The sequence below is a fragment of the Enterococcus sp. AZ091 genome (assembly GCF_051714805.1).
Classification (GTDB): Bacteria; Bacillota; Bacilli; order Lactobacillales; family Enterococcaceae; genus Enterococcus_D; species Enterococcus_D gallinarum.
On sequence record NZ_JBIOSO010000002.1, the window covers coordinates 103,786 to 123,143 of the forward strand.

Consider the following 19,358-nt stretch of genomic DNA (forward strand, 5'->3'; position numbering starts at 1 on the left):
ATAGATGAGTAGGAGAAATTGTATTGTTAACATTAATATTAAAAAACGAAAACAAAATTATTATGAAAAGAAGTCATTCTACAGAGACTTATTTAGCGTTGAAACGTAGAGAATATGCAGAAGGGGAAGTAGTAGAATTAATTTTAGATAAAGCTAATCAATTTGTATGGGTTCAGGTAGATGAAGCTATTGAACCAAGCCTAATTTATTTAACAGAAAAAAAATGGAAATTTCCGATTATCTTAGATGAGAAGTTACGTTTAGCATATTCACCTAAAATTTTTACAGGAGATCGTCATTATATAAGAGCTTGGTTACCTACAGAAAACGAAATTCATAGTTACCGCAATTTAGCACGTAATGCACACGATCAAAAGGATGTTACGAATACTTACCCTCATGCATTTGCTAATGTCGAGACACGAAATGACTCAACATTCTTTGCTCGTAATGCGATTGATGGTATATTAGCAAATGAAGGTCATGGTGCTTATCCATATCAATCATGGGGAATTAACCAGAATGAAGACGCAAAGATTACAATTGATTTTGGTCGTGAAGTTGAAATTGACAAGTTAGCATTAGTTTTACGTGGTGATTATCCTCATGATAGTTTTTGGACACAGATTTCAGTTGTTTTTTCAGAAGGTGAAGAAAAAACCTTAGAAACAACTAATGAACTGAATCGTCAATATTTTGATTTTCCTTTCATAAAAACAACAAAGATTACATTAAAAAATCTCATTAAGAATGAAGATGAATCTCCGTTTCCAGCGTTAACTCAATTTGAAGCATACGGAAGAGAGGTATCAAAATAGTTATGTTATATGAGGAAAAAAGATTTCAAAATTAGTTCCTGTGTATGTTATTTTGTTATTAGTATGAACCATTCATTTTGATTGTGAATACTTTTTTATCATTTGAAAATAAGAAATGGTAACTAAGCAATTTTTCCTTATCGAGAGCTAACTACCTCGTGATTTTTTGAAAATAGATTTCATATTTACAGATAGTTAAAGAGTGACTTTTAAAACTTGTAGTCAATATCTTCTAAAAAATCTTTTTTGTTGAGTATTTATATGTTTGATAAGTATTATGTGTGATACAAAATATTTAGGAAGAAAATATTGTAATAAATTATGAATATATATATTATTTTCAAGAATTAGATATATTCCGTCAAAAAATGTAGTAGTGAGATCCTTTAACTATTCATAATTAAGATAATCTCATGGCTGAAACAGGATAATTTGATTCTTCAAATAACTTCTCTACCTGCTATTTTGGCTACGATATTGGCTACGTTCTCGATGATAGTACTTACTAATATATACCGTCAGTTTATAGTAATTTGTTAAATGAGATATCTCTATAACGCCTATTCCTTTCCTCTGATTCCCAAAAGAGTCATTGGAAGGCAGTGTAGGGTAATTCGATTTTTATCGCTAGAAACGTTTATATATAAGCGTTTCTGGCGTTTTTTTTTTCAAAAAGTCTACTAACTACAAAACTAACTACAAAAAAGATTAAAAGAGATATTTTACCTTTTCAATGAATTGAGCGAATTGATCTGCACTTCGTTCTTCCCGTTCGGGGTAGAAGTAGTTATAAACTTGACGGGTAATTTTAGAATCTTTATGACCGACACGATACATAATGTCTTCTAAATTCATATTCGCCATTGCGCAAAGGGAAACGTGTGTCTTTCTAAATTCATGAAGTGTAATCCGTTTCAGATTATATTTCGTAGCAATGACATCATACCAATCATTTGGCTGACTAGGACGGCAGAAATCCTTCTCCTTGATGGTATATAAATTGTTTATAACGAATATAGAAGTAACGGTAAAAAAGTGACTAGTATTATGATACTAGTCACTGCGATAATCATTATAAGGTTGTATGGGAGAACGGCAATTCCAGCAATTAATATTTCAATCAGGATGCATAAGCTATTACATGGTCAATAGAAATATAATTAACGTAGGCAGGAACAAAGCAGTTAACCATATAGATTAACTATCTGTGTTTTGAATAGGAAATTATAGATAAAAAGTTTAACTTATATTTCCAATGTAACGTAGTCTTACACTTTCTTTCGTATATAGTAAATCCCAGCAACTGCTCCAATAAGAATAATTGGTGCGAATCTAACAAATAGCCATTCAAATGCATGAAGACTTACTCCTAGAACAGCAGTTTCAGGGTCATTGTAATTCCAATCTAAATAGGAACTTTTAAATACAATTAAGCTCACTGAAATTATTACTATAACAGCAAAGAGTGTAATAAGTAATCCTTGAATAATTTTTTGCTTAGTTCTCTTCCTTTGTGCAAGTTGTAAATTTATTACCTCTAATTTTTCTGAAATTACTTTTAAGTCATCACCTTTAGTTTCAAAAACCTTTTCTCCAAGTAAAGTGCTGACAGGGGTTTCTAGTATTTCCGACAGGGAAATAAGCATATCTGAATCAGGAACTGACAATCCTTGTTCCCATTTAGAGATTGTTTGCCTTACTACATTCAGTTTAATAGCTAGTTCTTGTTGTGAAAGCCCTTTTGATTTTCTGATTGCCTTTATATTTTCATGTAACATTAAATCTGTCCTCCTTTTTTTATTTTCTAACAATATTGTATGAGGAGTTTCTCGTTGCTACAAGCAACGCATTTTAACATTCAAGCTATTTACAAACAATTCTAGTTCTTAAGAATATTATATACCATTAATTGCTCGAAGTAGTAGTTGCTTATTTTTGTCTTGTGCCTACTTTAAGAGCAAAAATATAAGCTGTAAAAAGTGATATACTAGTAATAAGACGATGAAAGGAATGGAAGTCATGCTTCAGACAGAACTGACAAGATTTAAAGTAAAAGTAGGAAAAACGGCTATAGTTGATGAATGGATGTCGTTCTTAAATGAGCATATGGAAGAAACATTGTTAACATTGGAAAATGAAAAAATGTTTGTTGAGACAATCTTTAGAGAACAGCTCAACGGGGAAGAATTTTTGTACTGGTATTCAATACAAGGAAAAGGTGGAATTCCTGTTGAGAATTCTGAAAGTTGGATTGATAAAAAACATTTAGAGTATTGGGATGAATGCATAGATTCTACATACAAACCAATCGATTTGGCAACTGAAGTGGTGATGAATCCTGAAAAAATACGTAGTAATATGAAATGAAAATAACTTTAGATCAAGTCAATAGATTTTATAGGATATTAAAGCAGTTTAGTATGATGTGCATAAGTAAAATTCTTGATTATAAGAAATCAATTTGAAAGAAAATCTAATATTTTTCATCAACACTACATATTCTTATATCTATTAATCTATTGATTTCAATCTGCCAACACTAGTTGACAAAGAGCGTTTTAAAGTAAAATAGAAAATTATAACAAAACTAAAGCATTAATCTCAACTAACGCAATCGATGCTTTTTCTGTGTATATATGTGTATATAGTATTGTAAGAAATTAAAGTTGTTACATTAGGGGATTTGATTTAATTTTAAGTCCATCTGATGTGATAGACTCTTCAGAATAAATTTTGTCTATAATCTCAATAGTTTCTACAGGTTTGAAATTGCTATATGTATAAATTGAAGCGACTATAATTTGATTGTCTTTAAAATCTTTATTTAATATATCGAATGTTTTTTCAACATTTGAGACGATGGAATTAAGTTTCGAAAAGCTTACTAAATCGTATAGATGATTTGATATAATAGAAAAGGCAACTTGCCCCCAGAAGGCGTGTTTGTAGTGCTTATGAATTTTCTATCGTTGGTTGTCGCGCCAATTATTGTTTGAGCTATTTTCTCACTGGTTGGATGAGAAAGACAAAGACGACAACTAAGCAAGTTGCTATCCAACTCACATGCTAGCAGTCGCAACTAGCATAAAAAAGGCGCTCCCTTTCGTCGCGGTTAGGGAGCGCCTTTGTGTTGTAGTGCTATAAGTTTTCTATCGTTTCGCAATATTATTATATCATAAAACACAATAAAAGATTACTCCAAGAAAGAGCGGGAAACTTAAGAAGAATGTAAAAATGAAAGTGTATTTAGCAACTTACTATAGTTTTTACTAAATCATCTGACAATTCAAGAGCGCTTCGTGCGATTTTGCTAAATAAACGGTGACTGTTCAATGCAGCAGATTTTCTTTTCTATGTTCATGATAAAGATTAATTTGGCTCTGTTAGACACGGTCAATATTACTGTAAAATAAATCAATTTCATTTTTGTCATATTCTAAAATCCAATCATTAAATTTATCATACAGTTTCTTTTGACTTTGAAAATTATTAGACCAAATATCACATCCCCTATCGTCATAAATATTAACAATAGTATTTGTTTTTGAATTATACAGAAATAGATTGTCACTTACTCTCAATTTTCCAACTTCATTAAAATCTCTGTAGCACAAGCCGTCAATAATTTTTGCAATTCTTACATTGTTTCGTTGTGTATTCATGACTAAAATAGTCGCTTTATTTTCATAATATGAATCAAAAGCTGAAGTAGTAAAACTATCGACAATTTGATAGTTGGTTTTGTATAGGTACTTACGTATCAAGCCAGCTCCTGAGAATTTAGAAGCCGTAATAATTAGTTGTAGTTCTTTCTCGTCAGAAAACACCTCATTACACAATGTTTTAGCCCGATCTTTTGCGACTTCAATTCTCTTCTGAAAGTTTTCTTCTGATTCAGGTGCCAGTTCAAATCTTAGATTGCCTTTCAGATTGTAAGTGTTATATGAAGATAAAAATATGCTTCTTATATTGGGACTCATAAAAGTTCTCCTCTTAAACTCTTCAAAGATATGAAGGCTATTTTGATATAATCTTTCCGTTTCCATCTGTCGAAGCTTTTCTTTTCCCTGATTTGTCTTTGATTTTCCATTCTTTCCCCGCATGTCCTGACATATCTTTTTCTTTAGTATAGCCAGTCTTTGGATCTCTCCAAGCAGGCGGTGCACCCTTACGATGAACTTTTTGATTCATATTTTTTAATTTCATACGGCCAGCTCCGTCTAAAAGGCTCTTGGGAATACCATATGTGTAGCTCGTATGTTCTTGTTTAGTTACTGATTTACTATAATTGTATTGTACGGTTTTTTCGTTTTTGGTCTAGGTCTCGAATTTACATGACTTCGAATTTTATTATAAGCCCAATCCCCACTTTTTATAATGGCTTTCCCTAAAATGTATGTTCCAACAGTCACACCTACAGCAGCAGTCGCTACGACAGCAATTTGACCAACTCCTGGAACCCCATATACCCAAGCCGAAGCCCATCCTACAGCTGGAATAAAAAATGCTCTGCTTTGCCGACTATTTGAAGTAGAGTCATCTAAAATACCTATGTTTAAATCAGTAGGTTCCTCCATACTTTCTAATAAATAATCAAATTCCTCCGGATTATAGAAGTTCCCATTAATATAAACGCCTTCTTCTGTAAACTCTATTTCAGTTCCATCATCAATTTGTTCCGAAACAAAAGCAGTTAATGCTTCTTCATTTAGGTTCTCGTCAATGGGATCAGGCAATGTTTCTTCTGCTTCATTTGAACTTTCTTGACTAACTATCTCTTGACTTGCTGCGACAACAACTGATTCACCTGTTCCAACAATAATAGACCAAGGTAATAATACCGCTAAAAATACTCTAACTACTTTTTTCAAACTTAATCTCCTCCCATTATAATTCAATAGTTATAGTGTAACTATACGGATGTTTAATTATAGTTACAACTTACAAAAATGTAAGTATTGTAAAAAAATAAACAAACCTCTAATGTGACAAAACTAAAAATTAATCGAATTGAGAATGATTAAGCTTAAATTTACCAAGGATCAGCGAATTACCGAAAATTTACAACACTACAAAAAAAGCAGTATGTAATAGCAAGCTGCTTTTTTTATGCGGATAATGTTTCCTAAGTGGCTTCTGACAAAACTAATTCAGGCATACCAGCTGTAAGATGGTTTCGTGCAAAATCCAAATCAGGAGTGGTAAAGGTAAAAATTTTAGTCTATTATTGAATCTTTCTCTAAAAGAGAAACTAAACTTAATAAAAAAGTTCTGTGACTACATTTCTTAAAAGAGCTATAAAATAAATGGAGTATCTGGAAATGTATAGACGCTAGGGTGAAGGCAATACAATTTGTCTATAGAGAATTTATTTATTTTTTCTTGTAGGGGTTTATCTGGTGAAAAAAACTATTTCTTTTTATGATAAAAACTTATTGTAATAAACACTAACTTTAATAGTGTTGGTGTTTATTCATAAACTTAAAGGAGATGATTATTTTGAAACTAAGTAAATATATTATAGCGGGAATATGCGGCTTGTCGATTGCGGCAGTTCAAACGAATATTGCACATGCAGATGCTGTAGGAACTCAAAACGCAGAAACAGTAAGTGTTCCTCCTGTTTGTCTACCTGTTACAGGAAGTAAGCTAGTAAAAGAGGTAACTTATAACGACCGCGTGGATCACTTCAAATTTGTCGAAGATCAAAGAGGAGAAGGAACAAAATATAGTGGCTACAAGTTAGAATTAAATCGTGACTTTAAGTCAAATCGGTTATATATAAAACTGATTATTCTTCTCTAGGAACAATCGAAAACAGTATCGAGGAGTATTCAAGAAAAAATATTGGTGTTGGAAAAGTAGAATATAAATTCTATTTCACGCTAATTAATTACAAACCAACACGCACGATTCACATCAACGTTTCACCAATTAGCGAATAATCATGTTGTTTAGCACATAGATAAACGCCTTCGTTTGAACCTATGATCAACTATCTACAACCTGAAAAAGCGGCAGAAATGACGAAACTCGTTCATTTCTGCCATTTTTTGGATAAAAAAGCATAAATGATATCTGTGCCTCAATTTTTACTTCTGAGGAACTAAGCAAATGTATGCAAATAGGGGGAATCAACTCATTTTAGAACTAGCTACTTTCTTTTTCCTAATGAAGGGAAATGGTTTGGGAATAAGCCTCACTAGTGTCCCGCGTGTTTTAATTTTTGATGAAGAAGGAATGCCTAAAACTAGGTGTTTCGAGTTGTTTATTTAGAGATAGAAAAAGGAACAGCAAAGAAAGAATTGATCTCAATTTTCTTTAGTAGTCTCCTAGGAAACAAGGCTTTCTTCTGATAAGAAAGATGATTTTTAAAGTCTATTAATTGAAAAATGATAAAGAAAAGCCAATACCTTTACATCTCTTTTAAATAACACGAATAATTCTAAAGTGTATTTCCGAGCAGCGTAAAGCTAGAAAGAAAATAAAATTTTTTCAAATAATTTTTTTAATGTGAAATTAATAAATTTCCTTTTCGGATGACTGCAGGGAAGAACGATAGTTTGATAGTTTATCGACAAATGTCTGTTTCAATCATTAACAAAGATTATTTTAAAATGATCTTCATACGAGTGGTTTCACAGTGTTTTAAGATCGATTAAACCCAATATAAAAACAGCTTTGTTTTACACAAAATCTACTGAATTCTTGATTTTTATTCGTATAACGTACTTATACTTTTCTAATCGTATTAAAAAATCATGAGGCAAAACGGCAAAATAAAAATTGACAAGAAAAAACGAATTTGTTAGTGTGTACCTGAAAATAAAATATGATTTGTTAGGTGAGGCTCCTATGCAAACATAGGCTACTGCCCAAAAATGTCGAGAGACGCCAATGGGTAGAACAGGAACTGTCGAATACAAGGCTTTTCTTAAGGTAGCTAAGATGTTTGTCTTTACGTTGTATAGTGCCAAAACTCAACGATTAGATCAATGTCTTTTTTGTCTTGTTTTTTGACGAATTTAGAGCGACTTTTCGCGGAGTTTTTGCGGAAAAGTCGCTTTTTTTGTGCTTAATGATTCGATTTTATTTTTAAAACGAGGAAAGGAGCAGGAGTATGTATTTTTGGGAATGATGGGTCTGAGTGTGCTGGCAGGAGGCCTTATTGGTGTTGAAAGACAGTGGAGAAAAAAGCTAGCAGGTGTACGGACGATGGTTCTAGTCTCGCTGGGAGCAACGATTTTTGTTTCATTGTCCTCGATGGTTGCGTCTGATACGAGTCCTACTCGAATTGCTGCACAAGTAGTGAGCGGTATTGGCTTTTTGGCTGGCGGGATTATTTTGCGGGATGGTTTTAGTGTAAAAGGATTAAATACTGCAGCAACATTATGGTGTACAGCAGCTGTTGGCACAGTGATTGGCGCTGGTTATATACAAGAAGGATTTTTTGCAGCGCTAATGATCATGCTGGTGAATAGTGTGATTCGTTTTCTTTCTCAAAGATTTGATCAATTTGCTGAAGGGTATCGAACAGAATCTCTGGAGAAGAACACAAATTCATTTTTGATCATTACCGGAAAAAGGTCTTCCGAAGTGGCTTTGCGGACAGAGGTCATCAATCAATTGGATCGGTATGTTCTTTCATTTTGCCATTTTGTTTGCCAAGACCTGGCAGAGAATCGGATTCAGCTGCAAGTAGAGATCGAGCCTGCTGCAAATGCTGATTTAGCAGTGAAAGAAATTGTTACTCAATTGTCGAAAAATAATCATGTACTAGAAGTTTTTCATTTATCAGAGGAGGGAGAAACATGGTAAAACAGTGCTTACGTTAATCAGATGGGATAGTTGTGACTATAAAGAAACATTAGTTTTGCGAAACCAAGTGTTAAAGGTTAGTGCGGGACAACCGTTATTAAGAGAGTCTCCAGCAGAGGAGAAACAAGCTATTCATTTGGTGGCAAGGCAAAATAAGCGGATTGTCGGCACCCTTCTTTTGCACCCTTGTTCGTCTAAGTGTATGCAAATAAAACAAGTGGCCATTCACCCAGATTATCAAGGGCAAGGGTTAGGGAAGAAATTACTAGTGTATGCGGAGCAAATTGCCAGAAATTTAAATTACTCGACCTTATTTTTAACAGGAAGAAAGCAAGCTTGGGGCTTTTATCGGAGATTAGGATATAGCGAAACAGAAGCCTATCAAGCAGATGCTTTGATCTTGAAGGTTTTCAAAAAAGACTTGTCAGTTGACCGATATTTTTTCAACCGGAAGGAGATGAAAACAAATGGACGATAGTCATTCGATACCAAAGGGTTTGGCAGAAGAGGAACAAAGAGATAGTCAGATACTATTGTCTATTTGTTTTTAGCGCCTTCTTCTTCAAACCCTCGCAATAAAACAACAATGCTAGGAAACAATTTTCTTGATCATTCGAAGAGAGTTGTGGCGAACTATTTGGAGAGAAGGTAGAAAAAGTGGAAACAAAAAAACGACCTATTCAAAGCATTAATTATGGATTAATGGCAAAAAAAACGATCGAAACGATCTATGAAACCTTTCAGACTTCTAAAAGAGGACTGACTGAAGGACAAGCAATCGCGGCTAGGAACAAGTATGGATCAAATCAAATTTCCTATGGAAAGAAGACCCCATTCATTATGGAAATCTTAAAAGCGTATATCACTCCCTTTACATTAGTGCTGATTGGGTTAGGGATTACCTCTTTTATCACTGAAGTCGTTATTGCGGCACCAGAGGAACGGGATTATTTTGGCAGTGGGATAATTTTTGTCATGATTTTGATTAGCGGCACCATGACGTTGATTCAATCTGTGCAATCAAATAAGGCTGCCGAAAAACTAAAGTCATTGGTTAAGGTTACTGCGACAGTGAAGCGTAAAAGCGTCTACGCAGAAGTACCGATGGAAGAACTCGTCTGTGGAGATATTGTGAAATTGTCTGCGGGAGACATGATTCCAGCGGATATCCGCTTGACTGCAACGAAAGACTTGTTTATTTCTCAATCTGCTTTAACGGGAGAAAGTTATCCGGTTGAAAAAAATGCCGAAGCAGTTGTTACAAGCCGTGATTCTGAAACAAGCTATGAAAATTTAGCCTTTATGGGAAGCAATGTCATCAGTGGTACAGCGGAAGGGGTTGTGATCGCTACTGGCAACCATACTCTTTTCGGTGATGTGGCAAAGTCATTGTCCACTAAGCCTATTCGAACCAGCTTTGAGTTAGGGATTCGCAAAACCTCGTTCTTATTCATCAAGTTCATGGCATTAATGGCACCGACGGTCATTGTCATTAATGGCTTCACGAAAGGCGATTGGATGGAAGCATTCCTGTTTGGCTTGTCAGTGGCTGTTGGGCTGACGCCAGAAATGTTGCCGATGATCGTAACAACGAATTTGGTCAAAGGCGCAACTGGAATGGCGAAAAAAGGCACTGTGATCAAGAACTTAAATGCGATCCAAAACTTTGGTGCGATCGATATCCTCTGTACGGATAAAACTGGCACGCTAACGCAAGACAAGATTATTTTAGAGTACCATTTGGATTTGACTGGAGAAGAAGATGAGCGAGTATTGCGGCATGCCTATCTTAACAGCTATTACCAAACCGGATTGAAGAACTTATTGGATGTTGCGATCATTGATGCGGCTAAAAAAGAATTAGGAGTCCCTGATCTCCCATATAAAAAGATCGACGAGATTCCCTTTGATTTTGAACGGAGACGAATGAGTGTGGTTGTAGAAGATCCGTCTGGAAAAACACAAATGATCACCAAAGGCGCAATCGAGGAAATGCTCAGCATCTCAAGTTATGTAGATTTCAAAGGAAAGGTGACTGCATTAACTGAGGAGATAAAACAAGAAGTTCTAAAAAAAGTCAATGAACTAAATGAAGATGGGCTACGTGTGATCGGGGTAGCTCAAAAAACGAATCCAAGCGTGGTAGGTGAATTTTCTGTAGCAGATGAATCTGAGATGGTTCTCATTGGGTATCTAGCGTTTTTGGATCCGCCAAAAGAAACCACGAAACAAGCACTGGAAACGTTAAAGAAACACGGAGTTGGCGTGAAAGTGTTAACTGGCGACAATGCGTTAGTAACGCAGTCTGTGTGTCAGCAAGTTGGATTAGGGGCAGAAAAGCTGATCAGTGGAGAAGACATTCTAAATGTATCGGATAAAAAACTTAGTCAACTTGTTGAAAAATACAATGTTTTCGTCAAATTGAACCCGCAGCAAAAGCAGCGAATTACCGGGATTTTGAGAGAAAATGGGCACACAGTAGGATTTTTAGGAGATGGGATCAATGATGCGCCAGCAATGAAGGCAGCAGATGTCGGAATCTCAGTAGATACGGCAGTAGATATTGCCAAAGAATCGGCCGATGTTATTTTGTTAGAAAAAGATTTAATGATTTTAGAACGTGGGATCATTTCAGGACGAGAAACCTTTGGGAATATCATGAAATATATCAAGGCGACCGCAAGTTCTAATTTCGGCAATATGTTTTCGGTTCTCGTTGCTAGCACGTTTCTGCCATTTTTGCCAATGTTGCCGTTACAGATTCTTTTCCTCAACCTTATTTACGATATTTCCTGTGTATCGATTCCTTGGGACCACATGGATAAAGAATACTTGGATAAACCAAAGCGCTGGGATGCATCGAGTATCGGTAAATTTATGATTTGGTTAGGTCCAACAAGTTCAGTGTTTGATATTACTACCTATTTATTGATGTACTTCATTATTTGTCCAGCGGTAGTTGGTGGCGATTTCCATACGTTGACGCCAGAACAACAAGTCGCTTTTATCGCTGTCTTTCATGCTGGCTGGTTTGTAGAATCGTTATGGTCGCAAACACTCGTGCTCCACGCCTTGCGGACACCAAAGATTCCATTTATCCAAAGCCGCGGCTCATTCATTATGACAGCGATCACTTCATTAGGAATTGCCGTCGGGACATTCTTACCGTTTACGAACTTTGGCCAAAGTTTAGGCATGGCAGTTCTTCCATCAGCGTACTGGCTATGGCTGACCGCAACCATCATTGCTTACTTAGCCTTAGTAACGATTGTCAAACGTTTCTACATTCATCGTTATCAAGAATTGCTCTGACAATAAAATCTTTGACCGTAGAGCAAAAAATTTACCTTTAATAATCAGATAGGCTTTAAAGCAGTCCAGTAGATATGACCGAAGGATGTAGTCTTTTAGAAGAATTGTCATAGTAATGATTTAGCGTTTTTGATGGCAAAACAGGTTTCCTTGAGCGAGGCATAGACGATTCAACTAGTAACTATGAAAAGACTGAGCGATTGGAATGATTCAAGGATCAGGTGATAGCCTATTTTACCGGTGATCTGAAAAATATGCTTGCTTCTTTAGATCAAGCAACTCTTTGATATAGTCAATGAAGAAAATAATCTTAGTTGGATTTCCGAATAGAGAGAATGTTGAATGCTCCACATTCTCTCTATTTGTTTTACCTTTTAATAATGAAGCGTATTTCTCTTTTTTCTATGTTTTAGCAGAAGCGCCAAAGCGATCATCCATCTATGACGGGAGCTTTTTCGTTTCCAAATATCGCCTGTTAAATTTTTGTATTTTGAAAATAAATTTATATTGTAATTGTTATAAATAAATATTATCATTATATTTGTAATATTCGGAATATTATAGCATTAAGAAGGAGGTAGTCCATATGGGGACAATGACTGAGACAGAAACTCGTTCTGTTAAAGGTGGATTTCATTGGCATTGTTGGGTATGTGGTGCTGGTGGCGGTACAAAAGCTGGTTACTTGCGTCATGTTCAAACAAATTCATTCCATATTTTCATTTCGTATTGGTCGTAAACCCGACTATCATTAGCATGCTATAATAATCAATTGATGGAAGAATGCTATAATTATTTGATTATAGTATTCTTTTTTAGGAGATGGATGCACGGATGCGCATAATAGATAAATGTATACTTTTAGGAATAACATTGGTATCTTTGGCAGCTTGTACAAATCCTGAGAGTTTAATCGAAAAAGATAGAAAATCAGAGGAAGAAAAAATCCTTGAGACCTTTTCTGATAAAGAAATCATCAAGCTAGCAGACTTGGATATCCAATTGAAAGAGGTAGAACAATCCAATGAGGGAGATCGGTCGGTGATCTCACTGACATTAGTGGTCATCAGTGACTCTTTACCGGAAAAAACCGAAATCGATAATCATATTTTCTCAGTAACTGCAGAACAGAATCAAGAACCCCTGACATCCATTGATGCGATTGATTCTTTTGTTTTAGACAACAAAAAAGAGCTAACCTATCGCTTTATCCTACATTCGAATACAGACGTGGTTCTTTTCACTTTTGACTACACGAATAACTCGCAACATATGACCAAACACTACGATGTATATCTAGAGTAGGGGGAAATGTGATGATTCAGTTTAGAGATGTAACCATCCATTCATTAGCCAAAAAAGAAGTACTCACCAAGGTCACCCAACTATTTCCAGATGATAAACCTAGTTACATTATTGGTAAAAGTGGTGCAGGAAAGTCGACGCTACTCAAAGCGATTTTTGGCGAAGTTCCTGTAGCTTCTGGAGAAATCATCTTAAATGATGAAGAACTGAACTATGATACACTGCCCGACACTCTCTCCAATCGACGGAAAATTGGCTTTATTTTTCAGGATTTTCGATTGATTGAATCTTTTACAGTATTTGAGAATATTGCCTATGTCCTTCATATCAAAAATGAACCTGTAGAAAAAATTCGTTATGAAGTCGAACAACTAGCTTTTGAGCTAGGCATAGAAGAGAAGTTAGCTGACTATTGCCATCAGCTCTCTGGCGGAGAACAACAACGAGTGGCGATTGCTCGTGCATTGATCAAGCAGCCGCAGGTTATTCTTGCAGATGAGCCAACAGGGAATTTGGACCCACTCCGTGGGAAAGAGATTATTCAGCTTATCAATAGTCTTTCGTTACAAAAGAAAATCACGACACTGATCGTTACACATGACTATACGCTTATTCCAGAAAATAGTAACGTCTATCAATTAGAGAACCAGCAAGTGCTAAAACTAGGTGAACAGTAGTAAATCGTTTACCAGAAGGGAGCAATAGGTGCTGTCGGATGAATCAGATAAAGAATTCAATCAGGATTATCAAAAAGAAAATAAGCAGAAACAAGTTGGTACTATCACGATTCTTCACACCTACGTTTTTTTCAGTCGTCTTAGTTGAAGGAATGTTACGATTGTATCTTTTCTTTTATGTATTCAGATCATTTCAAGAGCAAGAAAACAAACGTATTCCATTATTGGCAAAACTGTTAAATCCAAACACTGGTGATGAACTAGCCTTGTTTCTTTCAATATTAGAAATCAGCAGTTTGATTATGATGGTTGCCGGTGCAGCCTATTTGTTCTTTTTTTCTGTTCTTTCACTTAAAAGAGAACGAATTTTAGAAGAAACAGAATTAAGAGTGAAAGCAAGTTTAGGGGTTTCGCCCAAAATCTTAACTTTTGAGTTTATAGGCGAATCGATGGTGACAATGATTGTGGCATCCGTAATGAGTATAAGCTTGGTGAACTTGTTGTATACGAGCATCTACATATTGTTTCAATCAAGTTGGGTAGCAGCCTATTTGATTGCTCCGCTTACTCTTTTTGTTCACTACGATTTAGTCAGTAGTGGCTTATTGCTGCTTTTTCTGACTGTATTGACTGGTCATACCTATTTTAGAATCAAAAACCAATATTATAACTATCGGTGGAAAAGGAGCTGAATTTCCATGCTGAAGAGGGTGAGACAAAATGAACAAAAAGATTGTGGGGCTGCTGCCTTTGCGACATTGGCTAATTTATGCGGAAGAAAGATGTCCTTGGCTGAGGCAAGGGATTTAACCAGAAGTAACAGCACAGGAGCAACTTTACAGGGACTGATTGAAGCAGGAAGTAAAATTGGCTTAACAGCCGAAGGATTAGAAGGATCGATTGGAGAACTAAGGGACGGTATCAGAAGCAAAGAGATTAACCTGCCTTTCATTGCTTTAGTCGTATTGGAAACAGGACTTTCTCATTTTTTGGTAGTAGAGGAATGGTCTGACACTAAGATAAAAGTATTCGATCCTGCACAAGGAGTAAAAAAGATTTCTGTAGGATATTTTGAAAAAATCTGGGGAGGATATATCGTTATCTTCCATAAGACAGAGTTGTTTTCCCCCGAGCAGACAACTTCTATTTCATATTATGGGACGCTTTTTTTTAAAGAGAAGTCACGTCTGTTGCTGGTTCTGCTTTTTTCCGTGGTTATCGCCCTTTTTTCTTTTCTGGGAAGTTTTTCCTATCAACGCATTATAGACTCGTTTATTTTGAACAGCGAATCTGCCATTCATGAGGAACATGCGCATACTTCAATTTTTGAAGAAGCATTCCACGAGATCTTGTATAATTTTCAATATTTGATTTTAGCTGTAGTTATATTGTATCTTTTTCAAGCAATCCTAAGTATTGTTCGCGCTTTCTTTATTGCAAATGTCTCTAAAAGAATGAATGACGATCTCTTTGAAGCTTTTTTTAAGAAAATTCTTTTTATGAAAGCGACTAATTTAAGAGCGAGAGATTCAGGCGAATTGATCACGCGTTATAATATCACAACGCAGGTACAACAAGTATTGACAAGACTTGTGCTCTCTATTTTTTTAGAAATATTTGTGGCTATTACTGGTGGAGCGATTTTATATATTATAAACAAGCAATTATTTCTTGTTACTACAGGGATTCTTTTAGGGTATACCGCTGTAAGTATAATTTTTATTAAACCATTAAACAAAATCAACAATGAATTGATCGAGAAAAATGCGCGAACATTAAATGTGTTGAATGAGACATTTACTGGATTTGAAACGATCAAACTTTTTCAAAGGGAGTCGTTTTTTTTAGGAAAATTTCTGAAGCAGGCCAAATCGTTTACTCATACTGGGAAATATAGTGTGATCTTACAAAATAGCCAAGCTAGCTTCATTCTTTTGCTTGAGTCATTGGGAACAATTCTTGTGTTGTGGCAAGGAAGTACGCTGGTTGTTGCTGATAAATTGAGTTTAGGCGCTCTGATTGCATTTATCTCACTGATTACTTTTTATACCTCACCGGTTCGAAATATTATCGAGTATCAAAGAGAAATTCAAAATGTCCTTGTAATGATGAGAAAGCTCAGTGATGTGATGGATGATGTAAGTGAGGAAAATGAAGAAGAAAACGAAGTATTGAACGATACTCTGAAGAAAGAGTGGCGATCAATAGAGTTTAAGAACATTTACTTCTCCTATGCCGCAGACAGCTATATCATTAATAATCTATCTGTTAGATTCAAAGCTGGGATGTCCTATGCTTTGGTAGGCAAAAGTGGGAGTGGGAAAACAACATTTATGCATCTTCTTTCTTCCTTATATAGCCCGGATAAAGGAACGATTTTGCTGAATGATGAAGAAATACATGAGAACAAGAAAAACTACAGAAAACAGATTGCTTATGCATCAAATGATCCATTCTTAATGTTCGGAACAATTAGAGAAAATCTGACATTAGGAATGGAGGTCAGTGATGAAGGCTATCTTATTGAAGTATTAGAGGCAGTAGGTGTCACTGAAATGATGAACAGCTTTGCAAATGGGTTAGATACTGTTGTGCTGGAGAATGGGGAAAATTTATCGAGTGGTCAAAAACAGAGAATCGCAATTGCTCGTGCTCTGTTAAAAAAAACCGAAAATTCTATTATTGGATGAAGCATTCAGTAATTTAGACACCAATAGTAAACTGGGAATCCTCAAATTTATTGAAAGCAAATTAAAATCCTGTATACGCATATATGTTTCTCACGATGACTTAGTTTCTTCAAAAGTAGATGAAATCATTCGATTTGGCTCGTAACTAATGAATTTGGAAGACTATACAAAACAGAAGCAACAAAATAAACGGTTGCTCCTGTTTTGTAAACGGAAAGCTTAAGCCATAGACGGGGAATTTTTTTACTAGTACTGGTGATTGTCACTATGGCAAAGATTGGCAATATCTTCCAAACACCTAAGTCAACTGATGATGATGCCATTTCTTTCCTTGAAAACGCAGCAAGAAGATCAAACCTCGAACACCCCATTCCAAAGTCATCACAAAATAGATCCCCGTTAAACCGTAACCCCAAACGATGCCGACTAGATAGCCCATACCGATTCTGAAGATCCACATCGATAGTAACGAAGTCAAGGTAGTGAAATTGGCATCGCCAGCTGCCCGAAGAGCTGATGGAAGAATAAAGCCAATGCTCCATGTCAAAAAATGCATCACAATGGCAATCAGATACAAGCGATAAATGTCCGGTAAAATGGCAGCGGGTGGATTGAACAGCTTCATGCCTAGCGGAAAGAAGGGCAATAAACTTAAGTCAACTAGGAGAAAGGCAATCATTCCAGTAATAACAAAGGCTTTGGTCAGTTTTCTTGCATCAACAATGTTACCTCGACCAATGCATTGTCCGACGATCGGGACGAGTGACGTAGCTAATGCACTCGGAACGATTTCAGAAATTTGGATCCAAGAAGAAGCAATCGCATTTGCAGCAATTACGTTCGTTCCAAAGCTGACGATCATTGTTTGTATAATGATTTTCCCACCATTAAAGAAAATAGATTCCGCTGCAAAGGGAATGCTGACTTTCAACACTCGAGCGATCAATGGAATCTGAATGCGGAGAAAATCGTCCTTCTTTAACAAAAAAAGGGAACGATTTGCTCGTAAAGTATAAAAGGCAAAGAGCATACCAAGAAATCGCGAGATCAGCAATGAAGTAATTAACCCAATCATTCCCATTTCAAAAATGCTGATGAATACAACATTACCAACAATATAAACGAAATTCATGAGTAATGAGAGCTTTAAAGACGCTTTGGTACGGCCAATTCCCCGCAGACTCCCATTGGTTCCTTCAATGACCGCTTGCATGGGATAAGAAGCCAATAAACCCAGTAAATAAAGTCGTGCGTTTGCTAGAACAAGCGGTTCTGCATGACCGAATAAAAGATGCAAGATTCCTTGATGGAAACAGGCGATGAGAAGACTGATCATCAAAGCCATCAAAACTGCACCATAAACAGTCCCACTGCAAACTTTACTTAGCTGCTTCATTTCTTTTTTGCCAAAATATTGTGCCATCAGCACGGTTCCACCTAATCCTACAGCAGTGAAGGCATTAACGAGGAAAAAGTGCAGACTGCCAACCATGCTGACTGCGCTGACCGCAGTGGTTCCAGCCGAACTGATCATAGCGGTATTGATAAAATTAAAACTGACCAAAAAAAATTGATCGAGGACAACTGGAAAAACAAGCGACAAAATAAAACGATGCGACACATCTTGACCAGAATAAAAATGTTTGATCCGACCCACAATGCTACTGACTGTTGAATGGACAGTTTTCAAGGAGACACATCCTTAATTTTATTGAAATGCACACGTGTTCATTCTAATGCTATCCTTTCTAGCTGCTTCTGTCAATGAGGAAAAACAGTTACAGCACAAATTTGTGGTCGTCTTTTATTTTGATGGACATTGAGAGCATGCGTTCGTCAGGCTCTATTTTTTATTAGCCAAGGTTAAAAGACAAATTTACGTCGGTCAAAGATCAGCAAAATCCCAATTGCTTTGAAAGCTAGATAGATAAAATGACCATAGTTATGACCAATCTCAGTTAAGACGGATGAATTGGCAGTTCGATTTGACCAATAAGTAAAGCCTAAAATAATCGTTAGTATCAGAAGTCCTTTACTAATTGTGAGAACAATCGTTTTGATTGAAAGAGTCTTTTTTTTGAGAATAAAAAAAGCAATCAAAAGGATTATATCTGCTAAAAGCAGAAAGTGGCTGATGCTCGTCCAAAGAGAAAGAGTACCAGTTGGTGTCAAGAAATCCACAAAAACACAAAGAATCACAACAATTAAATTTAATAGATAAGGAATCCGATAAAAAATTGTTTGGTTTGTTTCTTGTAAGAGATCACTGTCGACTTCGCTATTTGGCATTTCCTGATCTGTGATTAACAAGGAATCTAAATTTATTTGATACAACTCACTTATTTTTACTAATGTATCAATATCCGGCGTACTCCGATTGTTTTCCCAATTTGAGATGGTCTGTCTCGTCACGAATAGTTTTTCGGAAACTTCTTGTTGTGTAAAGCCCATTTTTAAGCGGCTTTCCTTCATTTTTTCTGCTAAGCTCATTTTTCTGCTCCTTTAGATTTATCCTATCATAGGTTGAAAAAAACTAGCAACTTTTAAGTTGCGATACTTGAAGACTTCACAAAATAGGATCGCACCCTGACTAAATTAAAAAATAATGATAGTTCCGTTATTTATTTTATTGGAAAGAGAGATGCTCGTTTTTTCATTTCATGAATGAGTGCATTTAGGACAAGTTTTGTTTTGGTGATCTGCAGCTTTTTTTTATGGAATAAGACAAAAGTTGCTAT

At 35.8% G+C, this 19,358-nt stretch carries 18 protein-coding genes, 1 pseudogene and 1 riboswitch; of the genes and pseudogenes, 11 read left to right on the plus strand and 8 right to left on the minus strand.

What is annotated here, in order from left to right; genetic code table 11:
• Window positions 1-23: 23 nt before the first annotated feature.
• Entirely contained in the window at window positions 24-818 is a 795-nt protein-coding gene (locus IGJ28_RS13040) for a hypothetical protein (RefSeq protein WP_003128383.1), read from the plus strand.
• Between the two features lie 708 nt (window positions 819-1,526).
• On the opposite strand, the pseudogene IGJ28_RS13045 reads toward IGJ28_RS13040, so the two are convergent.
• Window positions 1,527-1,805: pseudogene (locus IGJ28_RS13045) on the minus strand (site-specific integrase); the annotation flags it as partial.
• A 281-nt stretch (window positions 1,806-2,086) separates the two neighbouring features.
• The gene (locus tag IGJ28_RS13050) at window positions 2,087-2,596 is read right to left on the minus strand and encodes a helix-turn-helix domain-containing protein (protein WP_113849231.1); all 510 of its coding nucleotides are present in this window, start codon (window positions 2,594-2,596) and stop codon (window positions 2,087-2,089) included.
• A 241-nt stretch (window positions 2,597-2,837) separates the two neighbouring features.
• Between IGJ28_RS13050 and IGJ28_RS13055 the strand changes: the two genes are divergently transcribed.
• Entirely contained in the window at window positions 2,838-3,185 is a 348-nt protein-coding gene (locus tag IGJ28_RS13055) for a DUF6176 family protein (RefSeq protein WP_252711614.1), read from the plus strand.
• A 1,016-nt stretch (window positions 3,186-4,201) separates the two neighbouring features.
• Here IGJ28_RS13055 and IGJ28_RS13060 read toward each other — a convergent pair.
• From IGJ28_RS13060 to IGJ28_RS13070, 3 genes are all read right to left on the minus strand, one after another.
• Entirely contained in the window at window positions 4,202-4,798 is a 597-nt protein-coding gene (locus IGJ28_RS13060) for a DUF3885 domain-containing protein (protein WP_252711613.1), read from the minus strand.
• Window positions 4,799-4,835: 37 nt separating this feature from the next.
• On the minus strand, window positions 4,836-5,024 hold the full coding sequence (locus IGJ28_RS13065; RefSeq protein ID WP_252711612.1) for a hypothetical protein: 189 nt from the start codon (window positions 5,022-5,024) through the stop codon (window positions 4,836-4,838).
• A gap of 65 nt (window positions 5,025-5,089) precedes the next feature.
• Window positions 5,090-5,689 carry a hypothetical protein gene (locus IGJ28_RS13070; protein ID WP_252711611.1) on the minus strand — a complete coding sequence of 200 codons (600 nt, stop codon included), beginning with the start codon at window positions 5,687-5,689 and terminating at the stop codon, window positions 5,090-5,092.
• 628 nt (window positions 5,690-6,317) lie between these two features.
• Here IGJ28_RS13070 and IGJ28_RS13075 point away from each other — a divergent pair.
• The 9 genes from IGJ28_RS13075 (at window position 6,318) to IGJ28_RS13115 (ending at window position 16,620) form a co-directional block, all read left to right on the plus strand.
• Window positions 6,318-6,623 carry a hypothetical protein gene (locus tag IGJ28_RS13075; RefSeq protein WP_156247804.1) on the plus strand — a complete coding sequence of 102 codons (306 nt, stop codon included), beginning with the start codon at window positions 6,318-6,320 and terminating at the stop codon, window positions 6,621-6,623.
• Between the two features lie 1,024 nt (window positions 6,624-7,647).
• A riboswitch (M-box (ykoK) riboswitch) is annotated at window positions 7,648-7,817 on the plus strand.
• Window positions 7,818-7,952: 135 nt separating this feature from the next.
• Window positions 7,953-8,636, plus strand: a complete 684-nt coding sequence (locus IGJ28_RS13080; protein ID WP_242387846.1) for an MgtC/SapB family protein — start codon at window positions 7,953-7,955, stop codon at window positions 8,634-8,636.
• 4 nt (window positions 8,637-8,640) lie between these two features.
• Entirely contained in the window at window positions 8,641-9,114 is a 474-nt protein-coding gene (locus IGJ28_RS13085; RefSeq protein WP_081131899.1) for a GNAT family N-acetyltransferase, read from the plus strand.
• Between the two features lie 224 nt (window positions 9,115-9,338).
• Entirely contained in the window at window positions 9,339-11,948 is a 2,610-nt protein-coding gene (mgtA, locus tag IGJ28_RS13090; RefSeq protein ID WP_252711789.1) for a magnesium-translocating P-type ATPase, read from the plus strand.
• A 586-nt stretch (window positions 11,949-12,534) separates the two neighbouring features.
• Window positions 12,535-12,687 carry a hypothetical protein gene (locus IGJ28_RS13095; protein WP_438845445.1) on the plus strand — a complete coding sequence of 51 codons (153 nt, stop codon included), beginning with the start codon at window positions 12,535-12,537 and terminating at the stop codon, window positions 12,685-12,687.
• Between the two features lie 95 nt (window positions 12,688-12,782).
• Complete coding sequence (locus tag IGJ28_RS13100; protein ID WP_135172160.1) at window positions 12,783-13,253, plus strand: hypothetical protein; 471 nt, start codon at window positions 12,783-12,785, stop codon at window positions 13,251-13,253.
• An 11-nt stretch (window positions 13,254-13,264) separates the two neighbouring features.
• A complete protein-coding gene (locus IGJ28_RS13105; protein WP_060813877.1) occupies window positions 13,265-13,930 on the plus strand; it encodes a cell division ATP-binding protein FtsE in 666 nt (221 codons plus the stop codon).
• Between the two features lie 152 nt (window positions 13,931-14,082).
• On the plus strand, window positions 14,083-14,622 hold the full coding sequence (locus IGJ28_RS13110; RefSeq protein WP_123836268.1) for a hypothetical protein: 540 nt from the start codon (window positions 14,083-14,085) through the stop codon (window positions 14,620-14,622).
• 6 nt (window positions 14,623-14,628) lie between these two features.
• Window positions 14,629-16,620, plus strand: coding sequence for a peptidase domain-containing ABC transporter (locus IGJ28_RS13115; RefSeq protein WP_438845446.1), 1,992 nt, complete (start codon window positions 14,629-14,631; stop codon window positions 16,618-16,620).
• Window positions 16,621-16,745: 125 nt separating this feature from the next.
• Here the strand turns inward: IGJ28_RS13115 and IGJ28_RS13120 are convergent, their stop codons facing one another.
• The 3 genes from IGJ28_RS13120 to IGJ28_RS13130 form a co-directional block, all read right to left on the minus strand.
• Window positions 16,746-16,943: a hypothetical protein gene (locus tag IGJ28_RS13120; RefSeq protein WP_123837271.1), complete on the minus strand. Its 198-nt coding sequence runs from the start codon at window positions 16,941-16,943 to the stop codon at window positions 16,746-16,748.
• Window positions 16,919-18,310: an MATE family efflux transporter gene (locus tag IGJ28_RS13125; protein WP_252711609.1), complete on the minus strand. Its 1,392-nt coding sequence runs from the start codon at window positions 18,308-18,310 to the stop codon at window positions 16,919-16,921. The genes IGJ28_RS13120 and IGJ28_RS13125 overlap by 25 nt, the downstream gene beginning before the upstream one ends.
• A 173-nt stretch (window positions 18,311-18,483) precedes the next feature.
• Entirely contained in the window at window positions 18,484-19,110 is a 627-nt protein-coding gene (locus tag IGJ28_RS13130; RefSeq protein ID WP_195957352.1) for a helix-turn-helix domain-containing protein, read from the minus strand.
• Window positions 19,111-19,358 lie beyond the last annotated feature (248 nt).